At 61.4% G+C, this 14,160-nt stretch carries 14 protein-coding genes; 8 read left to right on the top strand and 6 right to left on the bottom strand.

All coding sequences use genetic code 11. The features are described 5' to 3' along the window. Positions 1 to 136 precede the first annotated feature (136 nt). Positions 137 to 2,272, top strand: a complete 2,136-nt coding sequence (locus tag AC2S9W_RS09260) for a TonB-dependent receptor (protein WP_486571993.1) — start codon at positions 137 to 139, stop codon at positions 2,270 to 2,272. 31 nt (positions 2,273 to 2,303) lie between these two features. Beyond that, a complete protein-coding gene (locus AC2S9W_RS09255) occupies positions 2,304 to 2,846 on the top strand; it encodes a carboxymuconolactone decarboxylase family protein (RefSeq protein WP_486571992.1) in 543 nt (180 codons plus the stop codon). 358 nt (positions 2,847 to 3,204) lie between these two features. Here AC2S9W_RS09255 and AC2S9W_RS09250 read toward each other — a convergent pair whose 3' ends face one another. Further along, a complete protein-coding gene (locus tag AC2S9W_RS09250) occupies positions 3,205 to 4,878 on the bottom strand; it encodes an FAD-dependent monooxygenase (RefSeq protein WP_486571991.1) in 1,674 nt (557 codons plus the stop codon). Between the two features lie 701 nt (positions 4,879 to 5,579). On the opposite strand from AC2S9W_RS09250, the gene AC2S9W_RS09245 reads away from it, so the two are divergent. The 4 genes from AC2S9W_RS09245 to AC2S9W_RS09230 all read left to right on the top strand — a co-directional run bounded on the left by AC2S9W_RS09245 (position 5,580) and on the right by AC2S9W_RS09230 (position 8,829). Continuing rightward, complete coding sequence (locus tag AC2S9W_RS09245) at positions 5,580 to 6,173, top strand: DNA -binding domain-containing protein (RefSeq protein ID WP_486571990.1); 594 nt, start codon at positions 5,580 to 5,582, stop codon at positions 6,171 to 6,173. 444 nt (positions 6,174 to 6,617) lie between these two features. Further along, on the top strand, positions 6,618 to 7,589 hold the full coding sequence (locus tag AC2S9W_RS09240) for an ArdC family protein (RefSeq protein ID WP_486572071.1): 972 nt from the start codon (positions 6,618 to 6,620) through the stop codon (positions 7,587 to 7,589). Continuing rightward, the gene (locus tag AC2S9W_RS09235) at positions 7,586 to 8,020 is read left to right on the top strand and encodes a DUF2958 domain-containing protein (RefSeq protein ID WP_486571989.1); all 435 of its coding nucleotides are present in this window, start codon (positions 7,586 to 7,588) and stop codon (positions 8,018 to 8,020) included. Before AC2S9W_RS09240 ends, AC2S9W_RS09235 begins: the two co-directional genes overlap by 4 nt. A gap of 95 nt (positions 8,021 to 8,115) precedes the next feature. Then, the gene (locus AC2S9W_RS09230) at positions 8,116 to 8,829 is read left to right on the top strand and encodes a ParB/RepB/Spo0J family partition protein (RefSeq protein WP_486571988.1); all 714 of its coding nucleotides are present in this window, start codon (positions 8,116 to 8,118) and stop codon (positions 8,827 to 8,829) included. A gap of 25 nt (positions 8,830 to 8,854) precedes the next feature. Here the strand turns inward: AC2S9W_RS09230 and AC2S9W_RS09225 are convergent, their stop codons facing one another. The 5 genes from AC2S9W_RS09225 to AC2S9W_RS09205 all read right to left on the bottom strand — a co-directional run bounded on the left by AC2S9W_RS09225 (position 8,855) and on the right by AC2S9W_RS09205 (position 11,511). After that, the gene (locus tag AC2S9W_RS09225; protein WP_486571308.1) at positions 8,855 to 9,856 is read right to left on the bottom strand and encodes a tyrosine-type recombinase/integrase; all 1,002 of its coding nucleotides are present in this window, start codon (positions 9,854 to 9,856) and stop codon (positions 8,855 to 8,857) included. Then, on the bottom strand, positions 9,853 to 9,984 hold the full coding sequence (locus tag AC2S9W_RS09220) for a hypothetical protein (RefSeq protein WP_486571987.1): 132 nt from the start codon (positions 9,982 to 9,984) through the stop codon (positions 9,853 to 9,855). Before AC2S9W_RS09220 ends, AC2S9W_RS09225 begins: the two co-directional genes overlap by 4 nt. Then, entirely contained in the window at positions 9,981 to 10,763 is a 783-nt protein-coding gene (locus AC2S9W_RS09215; RefSeq protein ID WP_486571986.1) for a tyrosine-type recombinase/integrase, read from the bottom strand. The genes AC2S9W_RS09220 and AC2S9W_RS09215 overlap by 4 nt, the downstream gene beginning before the upstream one ends. After that, positions 10,757 to 10,927, bottom strand: a complete 171-nt coding sequence (locus AC2S9W_RS09210; protein ID WP_486570909.1) for a tyrosine-type recombinase/integrase — start codon at positions 10,925 to 10,927, stop codon at positions 10,757 to 10,759. Before AC2S9W_RS09210 ends, AC2S9W_RS09215 begins: the two co-directional genes overlap by 7 nt. 107 nt (positions 10,928 to 11,034) lie before the next feature. Next, complete coding sequence (locus AC2S9W_RS09205; RefSeq protein ID WP_486570908.1) at positions 11,035 to 11,511, bottom strand: tyrosine-type recombinase/integrase; 477 nt, start codon at positions 11,509 to 11,511, stop codon at positions 11,035 to 11,037. A 263-nt stretch (positions 11,512 to 11,774) separates the two neighbouring features. On the opposite strand from AC2S9W_RS09205, the gene AC2S9W_RS09200 reads away from it, so the two are divergent. Next, positions 11,775 to 12,140: a hypothetical protein gene (locus tag AC2S9W_RS09200; protein WP_486570907.1), complete on the top strand. Its 366-nt coding sequence runs from the start codon at positions 11,775 to 11,777 to the stop codon at positions 12,138 to 12,140. A 335-nt stretch (positions 12,141 to 12,475) separates the two neighbouring features. After that, positions 12,476 to 13,594 (top strand): chromosome partitioning protein ParB, encoded by a 1,119-nt coding sequence (locus AC2S9W_RS09195; protein WP_486571985.1) that lies wholly within the window; start codon positions 12,476 to 12,478, stop codon positions 13,592 to 13,594. Positions 13,595 to 14,160 lie beyond the last annotated feature (566 nt).

Here is a 14,160-nt window from a genome sequence, read left to right as displayed (position 1 = left end):
TGCTGAAACAGGGCAACGATATTGGCCCTTTCAATTTTTTCTCTTCCCGATTCGAATTTCGTTGTGCATAATCGGATTACACCATTAGTTCGAATGGGGAAAGGCTTTCACGCCAAACTAAAGGGAGGATACCATCTTGTCGAAACACAATTTCGCTACGCAAACCGCGATGTTGCTATGTCTGGGTTTGGCTGGTCCGGCATATGCCCAAAGCACTTCGGCGTCCGATTCGGCATCCCAGCAGGCAGAGGGGCTTGGCGATATCGTCGTCACTGCCCAGCGACGCGAACAGCGCCTGCAAGACGTTCCGATTTCGGTTACGGCTGTTGCGGGCGAAGCGCTCGATCGGGCGAACATCGCCGATACCCGCAACCTCACCCAGATTGTTCCCAATCTGGTTTTCAACACGACCAATTTCTCATTCCAGCCGACCATCCGTGGCGTCGGCACGCGAAACGTCACCCAGGGCGATGAAACGAATGTCGCGATCTATCTCGACGGAATCTACCAGCCGGATATGGCGGCGGGTTCGTTTTCGCTGCTGAAGGTGCAACGAGTTGAGGTGCTGCGCGGGCCGCAGGGGACGCTATTCGGCAGAAATGCCACCGGCGGCCTGATCAACGTCATCACGGCGGACCCGTCGGAAGACTTTGGCGGTGAATTCGATGTCCGATATGGCCGATTCAACGAAGCACGTGTGCGCGGTTATGTAACCGGTGGTCTCGCCCCCGGCCTGGCGGCGAATCTGTCGTTCGTGGCGGGCCGGTCGGACGGCTATATCAAGGATCTCCTGCGCGGCGGCAAGTTCAACGAATCGAAGAACTGGACAGCGCGCGGCAAGCTGCTGTTTGAGCCCAATTCGGTCGCCCGCCTGGTCCTGAGCGGCGGATATTCCTATGTCGATGACAATACCGGCATTGCCACGTTCGCCCTCAATGGGAATACGGCGGCAAAAGCGCCTGGAGTATTGATCGCCAGCGAGCCCTTCACGACGGCACAGGATAATTCTCCCTCGCTGACAAAGCGGAAGGGCGATGTCAATCTTCAGACCAGTTGGGACTTCGGCAGCGTTTCGCTGGCCACGGCGACGAGCTACCAGTGGATGAAATATCACAATATCGTCGATACCGACGCCTCGCCTCGGCCGATCGCGATCAATGATAACACCGGCATCAGTGACAGCTGGCAGCAGGAAATCCGTCTGCTCTCGGATGATTCAGGGCCGTTCAGTTGGATCGTTGGAGGTTATGGTTTTCTGGCTCACGCCCGGCATGATCCGATCATTCTCGGATCGCCTGCGGCCCCCAATGCGAATGTCGGCAGGAACAGGACGTTGTCCTTTGCAGGGTTCGGGGAAGGCACATTCAAATTCAATGATTGGTTGTCTCTCACGGCTGGCGCCCGCTACACCACCGAGAAGCGCAATTTTACCTATACCCGGAACGGGACGGTTCTCGTCGACGATGCAGAAACATCGTTCAACCGATTCACGCCGAAGATTTCGCTGCAAGGCCGCGTGGATGGGCTGGGCATGTTTTATGGCTCCTACAGCCGTGGGTTCAAGAGCGGCGTCTTCAACACCACGGCTCCGCAAGCCACGCCTACCAAACCGGAAGAACTGGATGCGTTCGAAGTCGGCGCCAAGCTCGACCCAAGTTCGCATTTTCGCGCCAATTTCTCGTTCTTCTACTATAAATACCGCGACATTCAGCTTTCCGCCCGCGATGGCAACAGTCCGTCGAGCGTCCTGCTCAACGCCGCAAAGTCCACAATCAAGGGAGCCGAAGCCGAATTTACCGCTCTGGTCACGTCCGACCTGAATATCCGCCTCAATTTCGCGTTCATCGACGCCAAATATGACAGCTTTCCAAATGCAGTCGTGAATACTCCTCGACCTGGAAATACAGGCAACGCTCAGGGTTTTGAGGATGTTTCCGGGAAGGACATGATCCGCTCGCCTCGCAGTTCGGTCACGCTCGGCGTCGATTACAAGCGTCCGCTGGGCGATGGCGAGCTTACCTTCAACGGCAATGTCTATCTGACGGACAAATATTATTGGGACTTCCAGAACCGCCTCACTCAGCCATCCTATGTCATGGTCAATGGTGAGATCGGCTGGACATCGCCCAACGAGCGCTTCCGTGTCGCCGTTTGGGGTCGGAATCTCGCTAACGAACTTGTCTATCTGGCCCTGCTGCCTTCGACCAATCTCGACGGCGCGACCGTGGACCTCCCAAGGACGTTCGGCGTATCCCTTTCGACGAAGTTCTAACATATAATACCCGCAACCGCAGGATCTGAAGATGCCTCGAATTAAATTGCCTTCACGCGAAGATGGTGCCGAAATTTCACGAATTTTCGACCGGATAGCGGAAGAGCGACCGAGACTTAAGGACGCCTATGTTTATCGGCTCCTTGCGCTTCAGCCTGCGGTTGCGGATTTGTGGTTGCCGCTTGGAACGAGGATACGGGAAGCAACCGGGCTTGATCCTCGTGAAATCGAACTTGTTATCCTTGCGGTGTCGCAGGCCCGTGAAAGCGAGTATGAATTTAATCAGCACTGGAATCTTGGCCTTGATTGCGGCGTTACGCCAGATCAACTCGCGACGATCGACACCTTCGAAACTTCGCCCGCCTTTTCGGATGCAGAGCGGGCGCTGATGCGCCTTGCGCGGGAAGTCGCTCTGACCGGAGAAGCCGGCGATACTGTCTGGACGCCGGTACATGAACGGCTTGGAGACGCGCGGACGGTAGGGCTGCTATTCCTTGTCGGGTGGTATCTTTTCACCTCTGCATTGGCCGGCCCGACCAAGCTTGAGCTTGAGCCATGGTTCCGCCGACGCTAAATCGCGCGCTTGGACAGCGTTGGTGGTTTGATGCTGTCGAGTGACAGCCGATGCAAGGTGGGCTCGCGCGATACGATTCTCGCCCTCTGCCCAAGCGATCGGTCCCAAGCTTGCTATATGTATGTGGCTTGGTAGGGATACGGCAAATTCAGCCGCCAACCCGTTAGGCAGCCCGCCAATAGCTGGCGATTGATCATCTACCATCTTTGCAGGGCATCGATATCCGCGGAGCGGAGCTGCGCAGATGCAAATTTAAACCACCGTCATTGAACGGCGGTTGGGTTTCATACGAAAAGGCAGGTAAAAGAAAGGAGAGCGTGCAACTGCACGCTCTCCTTTCTTTTACCTCAATCGATTTTCAGGCCGTGACGGACTCCCGCTCTTCTGGCACTCCTACCATGGAATGATCGGTCACGTCGCCGTGCCCTGTAACGATGCCAAGGAAATAATCGACATCCTTGGGCAATGCGTCGCCGCGCCATGCCGAATGACCATCGGGTCGCACCAGGCAGAGCTTGTGCTGGTAAAGTTCAGCAATTTCGGGTCCGTCGGAGAGTGTAATGACCTGGAGCGGCATATCGATCCTCGCTGCCGCCTGTTCCAGTGATGTGACGTCGACGGTCGCATCGAAGCGCAGCAGCACGAAATGCGTGCCCAGCAGATCAAGCAGCGCCTTGCCCGGCTCCAGCCAGGCATGTGGCACAATATGGCCGGGACGCGAGGTCTGGACATAAATCGACGTTTCATCGGGCGTTGGCTGCGAGCCATCATGCACGCATATCGGCGAATTTTCATAGCGATAGCCCATCGCGATGCCGTAGCTGTGCCACTCAGGATAGAGCATCTTGGAAAAATGCTCCCGCAATCGGTGGCGCGCTGCGGCGCCAGCATGGCCTTCGTCTCGTACCTGCCCAAAATCGTCAGTACGGCCCACCCAAAACCTGTAATTGCGGGTCGAGGCAGAAAAGTTGCGCAGCGCCACCGGCCGCCGCTCAAAGGTATAAGCATCAAGCAATTTAGGGCCTGCCCAGCCTTTGAGATTGGCATCCAGCATCCAGCTAAGCGCGATCACGTCGCCCAAACCGGTGTTGATGCCGTGGCCGCCGGTCGGCGATGTCGTGTGGCAGGCATCGGCGGCAAGCCATACCCGACCCTCACCATATTTGCGGGCGAGATATTGCGCGCGCCGCCATGGCACCACACGCAAAACCTTGTAAGGAACGTCGACGTTCCCGAAAGCCCGACGCAGCACGGCATCGACGTCGAGTTTCGCTGGATCTAGCCGCTCTTCCGACCCGACCATCGTGAAGCGCCAATAGTTCATGTGGTTGACCGAAGTGATGTTGGCGTAGGTGCCCTCGGTATCGATGAACATGATGCGGTCCAGTCGGCCCATATCGTGATATTGCTCGAAATTCTCGATTTCGAGCATGATCGAGACGGAGAAATCCAGGTCCAGTCCGTCGAAGCCGATACCAAGTTGCTGTCGCACTTTGCTGCCCGCGCCATCGCAGCCGACCAGATATTGCGCGCGGATCAGTTCGGCTGCATCTCCCCGCCGTACCGTCGCGGTGACACCCTCAGCGTCTTGCACGAATTCGACGAACTCGGTGTCATAACGGATATCGACCAAGCCGGTCGCCAGTGCGGCGCGCGCAAGGATCGGATCGAAAATATATTGCGGACATTTGCGCCATTGTTCCGGGCTGGAGTCACGCACCGGCCAGTCGCGTGCGGCCGGCATCGGATCGCGGCCTATATAGGGTCCGTCCAGCGAGACGCAGAAACAGGTATCGCGCGGATAGTTTTGCGGCTGCCCCCAATCGTAGACGGCATCCCGAACTCCCCACCAGCGGCAAAATTCCAGCGTTCGTTCATTAAGAGCGCCGGCCTTGAACAAAAGCTCCTGGGTCTCTGGTCCCTGTTCCACCACGATGCTGCGGTTCCCTCGCCGCGCGAGGTCCAGTGACATCGCGAGCCCGGCAGGGCCGGCGCCGACGATCAGTACCGGTGTGTCATATGCAAGTGTCACGATCACATCTCCATTGTTCAGCGCGCATCTTCCGGTTGAGAGCAAAGGCAGCCATGGCCCTAATTCCCTTTCAACTCGTATTTCGCATTGCATAATTGAATTACACATAATGGATAAGGCGCGCAAAGGTTTTTGAGATGGAAGAGGCTCGGAAACGTAGTCGATAGGAACTAGGTACACATCTACAGGCGGCCTTAGCGACAGCGGACTGTAGCATTTGCGCTCGCGCGACTCGGTTTAGGCCAGAATATGAAGGGCGCGGCGGGCAGGTTCGATAATCCCGGCGACCTGATTTCTGATGGCGCTGCCGGTTCCGGGAGCGGGATTGCCCACATATCTGAACAATTGCCTGTTTCGCAGAAAAGATCGTCCTTGTTCTTCCCTGCACCTTGCCGCGTGCTGGGGACAATCACCGCACACCATACCGGAAATCCCCGTAACCGATCTGCCCACATGAAGGGTGGTACGAGAGAGGGGCAAGTATATGGTGCCAAGCACACCGGATGGACCAGCGCGCGATTGGAGGGATTCGTCAACCTACCGCTCGCTGTTCCAGCTCGACCGTGCTGCCGTCGATTGGGCGTTCGCCCGCCGCCATGTCGAGGCGGCTCTCTTGCCCAGCCCGCGAGTGCGCGAACGATTGTTGCGCGCGAGTCCACCCATCCGCCTTCTGACCATGTTGGACAGGCAGCCGGCATCGCGTGGATTGCGATTTCGCGGAAGCCGCCGATGACGGCCTCGCCTTCTGGGGTGCGGACTGCGACCCTATGGTGCTGGAAGCGGAAGCGCACCCGGCCACGGCCTGCGATCCCGAAACTCTTGACCTGTTCGCGCTGCCGGTGAGCGCTGCCATCCTCGATGACGGCGAAGTCGAACATGTGTTGATCGCGGACGGGCTGCGACACCTGCGGCTGGCAGTGCGTGGAGTGAGCATCCTCCGTGGACCGGTGCGCCTTTCCTTCGCCGTGCCGTCGCTTCAGCATATTCCGCCCAAGGTTCTGTTGCTGCGGCGATTGTCGGCGCTCTGGCGATTACACCGCCTTCCGCGCCCGCTGTTTCCTGCTGATCCGGTCGTGGCGCGCTGGGTGCGGGCGTTGCAGGCGCTCGACGCGCGGCAGGCCGGAGCGGGACAGCGCGAAATCGTCGTTGCCGTGCTGGGACCGAAGATGGCCGATGCGCGCAGCTTCGATTCCTCGCGCAAGAAGGTTGCACGGATGCTGGCGCTCGCGGAGCACCGCGTGGAGGTCAGTTTCCGACGGTTTCTGTCGGATAGCGCCTGGGATTGGGAAGGCTGATGCCGAAGGGCTACAGCGCACGAACTGCTGCAAATTGTTGCGCATGGTCTGGCATCTCGCCCGCAAGCGGGCGACCGCGCTCTACTTCGCTAGGCGCCTGCGTCGCCAAGCTCCGCTGGGCCGCCGTTCCGGCGTCCCATCCGAAGGTCACGATCGCATGACGCTTGCCGGGCGCGCTTGCGCGCCCGGTTCGTTGCCCGGCACTCCTTCGTCGCGCCGGCGCTATTTGTTGGCAACCCCTTGGGCGCGGAGGGTGGTCGGCGCGCCCTGATAGGCCCGCCGCGCCGCGCGGCAAGCCTGCGCTTCGCTTGGCTGCTCCACTATGTTCCGCCCCTTCGGGTGCCGCCCGGCGCTTGCGCGGGCCTCTCTGGTCGCTCCTGCCGCCCACCCCCCACGCCCGGCGGGTTTGCGGTCGGTTTTTTTGGTTGTGACAGGAGGCTAGGCATGGGCTTTTCCCGCAAGCGTCGCGCGCTTGGGCAAGGTCGCGAGGATGGGGCGCAGCCCCGCGCGAACCTGTATGACGAGGTAACGCGCAGGATCATCACCGAACTGGAAGCGGGCCGCTTTCCTTGGGTTCAACCGTGGAGCAGCAGCGCAGCGGGCGGCCCCGGCCTGCCTCACAATGCCCTTACGGGGCGGCGCTATAGCGGCGTCAATATCCTGCTATTGTGGGGCGCGGCCATCGCGGGCGGCTATGCCTCGCAGCATTGGCTAACCTTCAAACAGGCCCTTGAGGCGGGCGGCAACGTCAAGAAGGGCGAGAAGGGAACCACCGTTGTCTATGCCGACCGCTTCATTCCCGAAGCCGAGAAGGCCCGCGCGGTGGAAAGCGGCGAGGATGCCCGCGCCGTGCCGTTCCTCAAGCGGTTCACCGTCTTTAATGTCGCGCAATGCGAAGGTTTGCGGCCCGGCCTTGCGAGCGAACCCGCCCCCTTGCCGGAACGCGAGATCATCCCCCATGCGGAGGCATTGATAGAAGCGACCGGCGCGGATTTCCGCATCGGCGGGGCGAAAGCTTTTTATGCCCCCGGCGCTGATTTCGTGCAGGTGCCGCCACAGCCCGCTTTCCGCGATCAGATCAACTATTATCGCACCGCCTTCCATGAACTGTCCCACTGGACCGGGAACGCCAAGCGGCTGAACCGCGACCAGTCCGGGCGGTTCGGATCGAAGCCCTATGCGCGCGAGGAACTATGCGCGGAGATCGGTGCGGCCTTCATTTGCGCCGCCTTGGGCATCGCGCCCACCGTGCGCCATGCCGATTATGTCGGTTCATGGCTTGAGGTGTTGCGCGAGGACAACCGCGCGATCTTCCGCGCCGCCAGTCAGGCGACCAAGGCCGCCGACTATATCCTTGCCTTTGCCGAAGGCGAAGAAGCTGACGCGATAGACAGCGAAAGGAGGATGGCGGCATGATCCTCCTCACCCCCGAATTGCGCGCCGCCTTGCGCGCCAACGACGCGGCCCACATTGCCGCGCAGCGCGAGGGCCGACGCAGCCCCGACCCGTTGCCGGTTGTCAAATTCTTCAACCCGATGGGTGCAGCGACATGGCTGGCGACCGAACTGGACGAGGACGGCGATATATTGTTCGGCCTGTCCGACCTTGGTTTCGGATGCCCGGAACTCGGTTATTTCAGCCTGTCCGAAATCGAGTCCGTCCGCCTGCCCGGAGGGCTTGGCATCGAGCGCGATCTATATTTCACGCCGCGCTTTCCGCTGTCGGCCTATGCCGAAGCGGCGCGGATCATGGGCCGGATCACCGAAGCCGAAGCCCTGTTGTCCACCGCAGCGCGGGCGCGCGACCTTTCCCGTAATTCCGAGATTCCGCCCGCACAGGACGGATGAGCCGCGCCGCTCATTCGGCGCATATCCCGGCCCGTCCGTCCATCTTGGCAGATCACACGAACGGGCCGGTTCACCCCAAGAAAGGATGAACCGTCATGCAACTGGAAAACATCGACATTGGCAAGCTGTTCGTCAGCAAGACCAATATGCACCACGCGGAGAAAAACCCGGACGTTGCCGATATTCTCCCGTCTATCCGCCAGCGCGGCGTTATCGTGCCGTTGATCGTTCGCCCCGGCGAACTCGAAGGCAGGCCCGAAATGTTCGGCATCGTCGCCGGACGCCGCCGCCGCTTCGCCAACGACATTGCCCTTGCCGAAGGAATCGACCACGGCCCCATGCCGTGCGCGATTCTTGAGGAAGGCGACGACGCGGCGGCGCTGGAAGCCTCGTTGATCGAGAATATCCAGCGGCTCGACCCGGACGAGGTTTCACAATGGGAGAACTTCACCCGGCTAATCCAGAAGGAGAAGCGAACGCCGGAGCAGATACAGCAGACGTTCGGGCTGACGCCGCTCTATGTCCAGCGCATCCTTGCCCTCGGCAATCTTCGCCAGCGCATCCGCACCCTTTACCGCGCGGGCGAGATCAACGCGCCGACCATCCGGCATCTGACCTTGGCGACGAAGGAACAGCAAAAGGCATGGCTGGCGCTCCACGACGACCCGGAGCAGCGCGCGCCGACCGGCGACCATTTGAAAGCATGGCTGTTATGCCGAGCTCGGCATAATAGCCATTATGCCGACCGCGTAATTATGCCGATGATGTCGTGCCAATCGGCTTTGTGCGCGGAATCTGGCTCGCGTTGATCGGTATAATCGCGGCTTCCCGGGATCAGGTGCTGCCGGCCATAGCAAGCATGGCGAGGAGCTCGTCGGATGGTGGTCTGAACCGGCCTGGCGTAACGCCTGGCGGTGCGTGGGCGGCGAGGATCGCGAGCTTCTCGACCGGATCGGCGCGCAAATAGACTTCGGTGCTGCGAAGCGAAGCGTGTCCCAGCCATAGCGATACCTTCCGAATATCGCCGGTCGCCGTCAGAGTGTGGGCGGCGCAGCTGTGACGCAGGACATGCGGCGTGACCCGCTTCGAGAGCAGGGACGGGCATGACAATGCCGCTTGGCGGACGTGCTTTGCGACCATCAGCGCCAAGCCGTCGCGGCTCAACGGCTCGCCTGCTCGGCTTAGGAATAGTGTCGGTTCGCTCGTCGCACCGCGGGCGCCCAGCCAGCCTCGCAATGCTTGCTGGGTCTCGCGCCATAGCGGCAGGACGCGCTCCCGGCGCCCCTTTCCGTGAATCCGGACCGTCGCCAGCGAGGCGGGCGGAAATGCGGTCATCTGCAGGCCGAGCAGTTCGGATGCGCGCAGTCCGCAAGCATAGGCGATGTGAAGCATCGCCCGATCGCGCAATCCACAATAGCTACGGCCATCGGGCGCTGCGAGAAGCGCCCGAACCTCTTCGATCGTCAGGGCATCGACGAGCCGCGTCGCGGTCCGCTTGCGGGGCAGCGCGTGGATGCGCAGTGCCTGATCGAGGCAGGCTGGAACCTTGTATTCGATATAGCGGAAGAAGGATCGCACCGCGGCGAGACGGGCGTTACGGGTGGAAACGCTGTTGCGTCGCTCCTCCTCGACATGATCCAGGAAGGCGAGGATGAGATCGGGGCCGAGATCTTCGACCTGAAGGTCGATCGGTCGGCATCGTCGGCGGTCGGCCGCGAACCGGACCAGTAATGTGAAACTGTGGGCGTAGCCTGCGACCGTATGAGTGCTGGCGCTGCGATGCCGGGGCAGATGATCGACCAGATAATCGGTGAGATGAGGAGCGAGCGCGGTCATCGTGCGCCTCCCAGGAAGCGGACTTCGTTGGCCGCGGCGATAGTGCGCATCAGCACCGGGGTGGCTTCGAGATACCAATAGGTGTGCAAGATGCTGCTATGGCCCAGATAGTCGCGAAGGGCCGTCATGTGACGGCGCACCGCATCGTAATCGTGGGCGCAGGCCTCAAGCGATCGGACGGCGAAACTGTGCCGAAGATCATGCAGCCGCGGGCCGGGCGTGCCGACCGGGCCACGGATGCCAAGCTCCGGGCCAGGCCAATGAACACTTTGCGGACGGTCGACCTGTCCGGTGCCCGTCCTGTGCTGATGATGAATAGATCATCGCTGATCGAAAACACTCGGTTGCGCCGGTTGAGATATGCCTCGATGGCGTCCCGTGTTGTCGAGTGGATGGGCAGCAGCCGACTGCCGCCGCCCTTGCTTCGGCGAACAAGCAGTCCCTCGCCGGTGAGGTCGGAGCGCTGCAAAGCGAGCGCCTCTGACACCCGCATGCCCGTTACGGCCAGCAGGCCGAACAGGCAGTGATAGGTGTAGCCGTTGATCGTCCTGTCCGGCGGGGTCAATGCAGCCGATATAATCGCCGCAATCTGCTCGCGTTGGAGCAGATGCGGCGCCGGCCTCGGGCGTCGGCGGCACCCGAACGCGCCGATCGGTGGTGCGGCGTGGCCTGGATCTTCTGCTCGTAGAAACAGCGAAAAGCGGCGCAGCACGTTGTACTTGGCCCGAGCGCGCTCGGGCGAGCACGCCTGACTGCACCACTCGTGAATCCGCTCGATGGTGACGTGACTGTCGCCGTGTTCCCCAGCGTAGCGCGCGAACAATGTGAGGGTGTGCTCGCCCTCTTCGAACCCGACCCCAAGCTTGTGGCGATAGTCGACATAGCGTTCGACGTGGTGGATCAGCATGACGCACCTCCAATCCAGGGCTGCGCCACCTCGCCCAACATGGCGAAATCGACCTTCGCGTAGATCGCGGTCGTATCCGGCTTGGAATGCCGCAGGACGGTGCCAATCGCCTCCAGCGTGGAGCCTTCACGCAGCATCGATGTGGCGAGCGAGTGACGAAACACATGCGAACCGGTCGGGATGCCGGTAAGGCCGGCACGTTCGACCGCCTTGCCGATTATCCAGCAGATGATGCTGGGGCCTGCGAACGGCTGATATGGCGCCTTCAGGTTCAGAAAAAGATGGTTGCTCGCGACTGTTGGTCGAGCCTGTTCGATATAGGCGAGGGTCGCTTCCCCGGCATCCTGGGGAGCGGAAGCCGCACAGCGCGCGCAGACTTGCCGGAAACGCGGACCGTTCCCTGATCCCAGTCAATATCGTTGAGCTGCATTGCCACGAGATCGCCAGCGCGCAGTCCGAGACGCGCCAGCAATAACAGCAGGGCGCGGTTACGAAGGCCGGTTGGCGTTGATATATCGCAAGCTGCGACAATCTGCTCGATGGATGCTCGATCGATGAAACGGGGAACCTGGGTGGCCGCGCGCTTGGGCCCGATGCTAAGGGCCGCAAGGCGATCAGGCGGACACTCCCTCGTGCAATCAGAAAGCGGACAAAGGACCGCAAGGTGCTCACCGTACGATCGATGGCCCCCTTCGAGCGGCTCGGATCCTGGTCGAGCAGGATCGATCGGAGCGCTTCGGCCGAGCATGTTACGCCTTCACCGCAGATGCTGTCGTACCACCGCTTCACCTCCCGCAGGTTCCGTTTAATCCCAGCGGTTGGAAGCCCGCGGGCGGTTGCGAGCCAATGACTATAGGCCGTCAGGCGTTCATCCAGCTCGGGCTCGCTTGCGGTGGATGCAATGGCGCCGTGGCCGACGAGATACGCGAGGAACTTGGAGGCATGTCGGCGGCGTACGGCGATAGCGGTATCGCCAGGGCGACCGCGCATCGCGCGTGGACATGAGCACTCGTGACCGGCAAAATGCTCGATGACGCTGCGGTCGATCTGGCCCCAATAGGCGTTGCGGCCGACCCAGTAAGCAAAGTGCCGCGCGTCAAACATCATGCGCCGAACAACCTTGGCGACGTAGCCTTGGCCATTGAGGTGGGCGGCATATGGCGCAAAATACGATGCGACATCACGCGGGCAACGAGCCGGTATTACGCCCCGCTGCTCGAGCAAATGCACGAACATCCGTATCATGGTCATATAGTATGGATCGCGATTAGGCTGAGTCCGGTATCGACGACAGCGACACCGATGCTTGCCGAACCGTTCCAGCACCGCATTGTCGACGTCCGCCAAGGCGATCTTGCGGAGCTTCAGCCAGAATAGCAGATGCCGGGCGGCAAAGCCGTGGCGGCGGTTCGAACTGCCGGCGTAAGGTGCCTCGAACTCTGCGACAAGCGCATCGAGCGACATCGACGTAGCCGACTCGAGCGGCTCGTAATCGAATAGTGAGATCGTGCTGTGCATATATCCTCCCTCGGTTGTGGGAGGACAGGATTATCCCGAGCGTGCCGCCGACAGATGTACGGAAAACGGCGCTTCGCTATGGTGTGCTCGGCATAATTACGCGGTCGGCATAATGGTTACTCGGCGGCGAAGCGATTTCCGTCAAAGCCGCGATCTTCCCGCTGGAAGAATATAAGGGCCGGATTGCCGGGGACTTGTTCGAGAAAGACGGGTTTTTCGCGGACGCCGAACAATTCTGGACCGCGCAGAATGAAGCCATCGCCGCCAAGCGGGACGCCTATCTTGCGGACGGATGGGCGGACGTGGAGATTCTGGAACCCGGTGAATGGTTCTATGCCTACCAGCATGAACAGACGCCCAAGGCGAACGGCGGCAAGGTGTTTATCGCCGTGCAGCCGGGCGGCGCGGTCGAAATCCACGAAGGCTATTTGTCACGCAAGGAGGCCCGGAAAGCCGAAGCGGCGGCGGCGAAAGCCGCCAAGGCGGAGGCGACCGAAGCCGAACGCCAAGCCGCGCAGGCGGCAAAGCCGGAAACCACCGGCCCCTTGCAGACCTATATCGACTTGCACCGCCACGCCGCCGCGCGGGCCGTGCTGGCCGATCATCCCGCCGTGGCGTTCCGGCTCATGGTCGCCCATGCGATTACCGGCTCTTGCCTCTGGTCCGTGCGCGTCGTGGAGCAGAAGGCGCGCGACGACGCCACCACGGAAAGCATCGAGACGAGTGCGGCGGAAACCCGCTTTGACGAGAAGCGGCGCGCGGCGCTGGCCTTGCTTCATTTCTCGCCTGAAGCCCCGACCGTGACGCGCGGCAACGGCAAGAGCGCGGGAACCGCAGCCATCTTCGCCCGCTTGCTGGCGCTGCCCGATGCCGATGTTTTCGCGGTCGCGGCTATCGTCATGGGCGAGACGATGGAGACAGGCAGCACCGTGGTGGAGGCAGTCGGCAACTACCTTGGCGTTGACATGGCGAGCCTCTGGACGGCGGACGACGCTTTCTTCGACCTTATCCGCGACCGGCAGGTGGCAAACGCCATGTTGCGCGAAGTCGGCGGCAAAAGGATTGCGGACGGCAACCTTATCGCGAAGGTCAAAACCCAAAAGGGCATTATCCGCGACCATCTGACAGGCGCGAATAACCGCCCGAAGGTGGACGGCTGGGTTCCCAAATGGCTCCGCTTTCCGGCGACCAGCTACACCGCGCGGCCTTTCGCCACCCTTGGCCGGTGGAAGAATGTGCAGCGCCATTTCAGGAACGTGCCGCAGCCGGTCGAGATCGAGCAGCCCGACCCCTACGCCATTGCGGCGGAATGATGATGGAAGGGGCGGCGTTGCCGCCCCTTCCTGCGTCCTCGCAAGCCCCCGTGCCGGATCGGGCGCGGGGGCTTTTTCGTGGCTGCTGTCCGTCCATCCCAGACTTGCGGCGCATGGCGTTTGCAGTCCCGTGCCAGCGGCTTGCCGTACCGGCAGGATAGGCCGCGCGATCATGGGTAGGCAGGCGCACAAGGCACGGCGCTTCCCTTTCGCGATGGGGTCATCCTGCACCGCAGTCATAGGGACCGCTACCGAATGGCGGGCATGGGCTTTCCGTCCCCGCTTTCAGGGGGGCGATCCAGTGCCCGCGGATATGCGCCCGGCCAGCCTCTTGCGCTACCGCATCGCCGGTTCGGGACGGCCCTACTGCCGTGATGCAGGAAATCGGCATCCTTCCCGCATCGCTGGATCACCGATCCCGGCTGTTGCTGCTGGACCTATGGGCTGTCCGAGACGCCCGCAACCGGGCTGCGCCTGGCTATTTTCCCCGCCTTCGCTGCGCTTCGGCTCCTCGCGGTCGCTTCGCTCCAAAATAGCCGCGCATCCCGGTCCTCCGCTGCGCTCCG

It is taken from the genome of Sphingopyxis sp. 550B, from assembly GCF_057401805.1.
The sequence above is the reverse complement of the archived record's forward strand: the minus strand, read 5'-3'. Positions and strand labels throughout refer to the sequence as shown.

What these genes read in the sequence shown, in the direction of transcription:
- AC2S9W_RS09230 (WP_486571988.1), top strand. Translation starts at nt 8,116, where the DNA reads ATGCAACTGGAAAACATCGACATTGGCAAGCTGTTCGTCAGCAAGACC.
- AC2S9W_RS09220 (WP_486571987.1), bottom strand. Translation starts at nt 9,984, where the DNA reads ATGACGGCCCTTCGCGACTATCTGGGCCATAGCAGCATCTTGCACACC.
- AC2S9W_RS09225 (WP_486571308.1), bottom strand. Translation starts at nt 9,856, where the DNA reads ATGACCGCGCTCGCTCCTCATCTCACCGATTATCTGGTCGATCATCTG.
- AC2S9W_RS09240 (WP_486572071.1), top strand. Translation starts at nt 6,618, where the DNA reads ATGGGCTTTTCCCGCAAGCGTCGCGCGCTTGGGCAAGGTCGCGAGGAT.
- AC2S9W_RS09215 (WP_486571986.1), bottom strand. Translation starts at nt 10,763, where the DNA reads ATGCTGATCCACCACGTCGAACGCTATGTCGACTATCGCCACAAGCTT.
- AC2S9W_RS09205 (WP_486570908.1), bottom strand. Translation starts at nt 11,511, where the DNA reads ATGCTCGGCCGAAGCGCTCCGATCGATCCTGCTCGACCAGGATCCGAG.
- AC2S9W_RS09255 (WP_486571992.1), top strand. Translation starts at nt 2,304, where the DNA reads ATGCCTCGAATTAAATTGCCTTCACGCGAAGATGGTGCCGAAATTTCA.
- AC2S9W_RS09235 (WP_486571989.1), top strand. Translation starts at nt 7,586, where the DNA reads ATGATCCTCCTCACCCCCGAATTGCGCGCCGCCTTGCGCGCCAACGAC.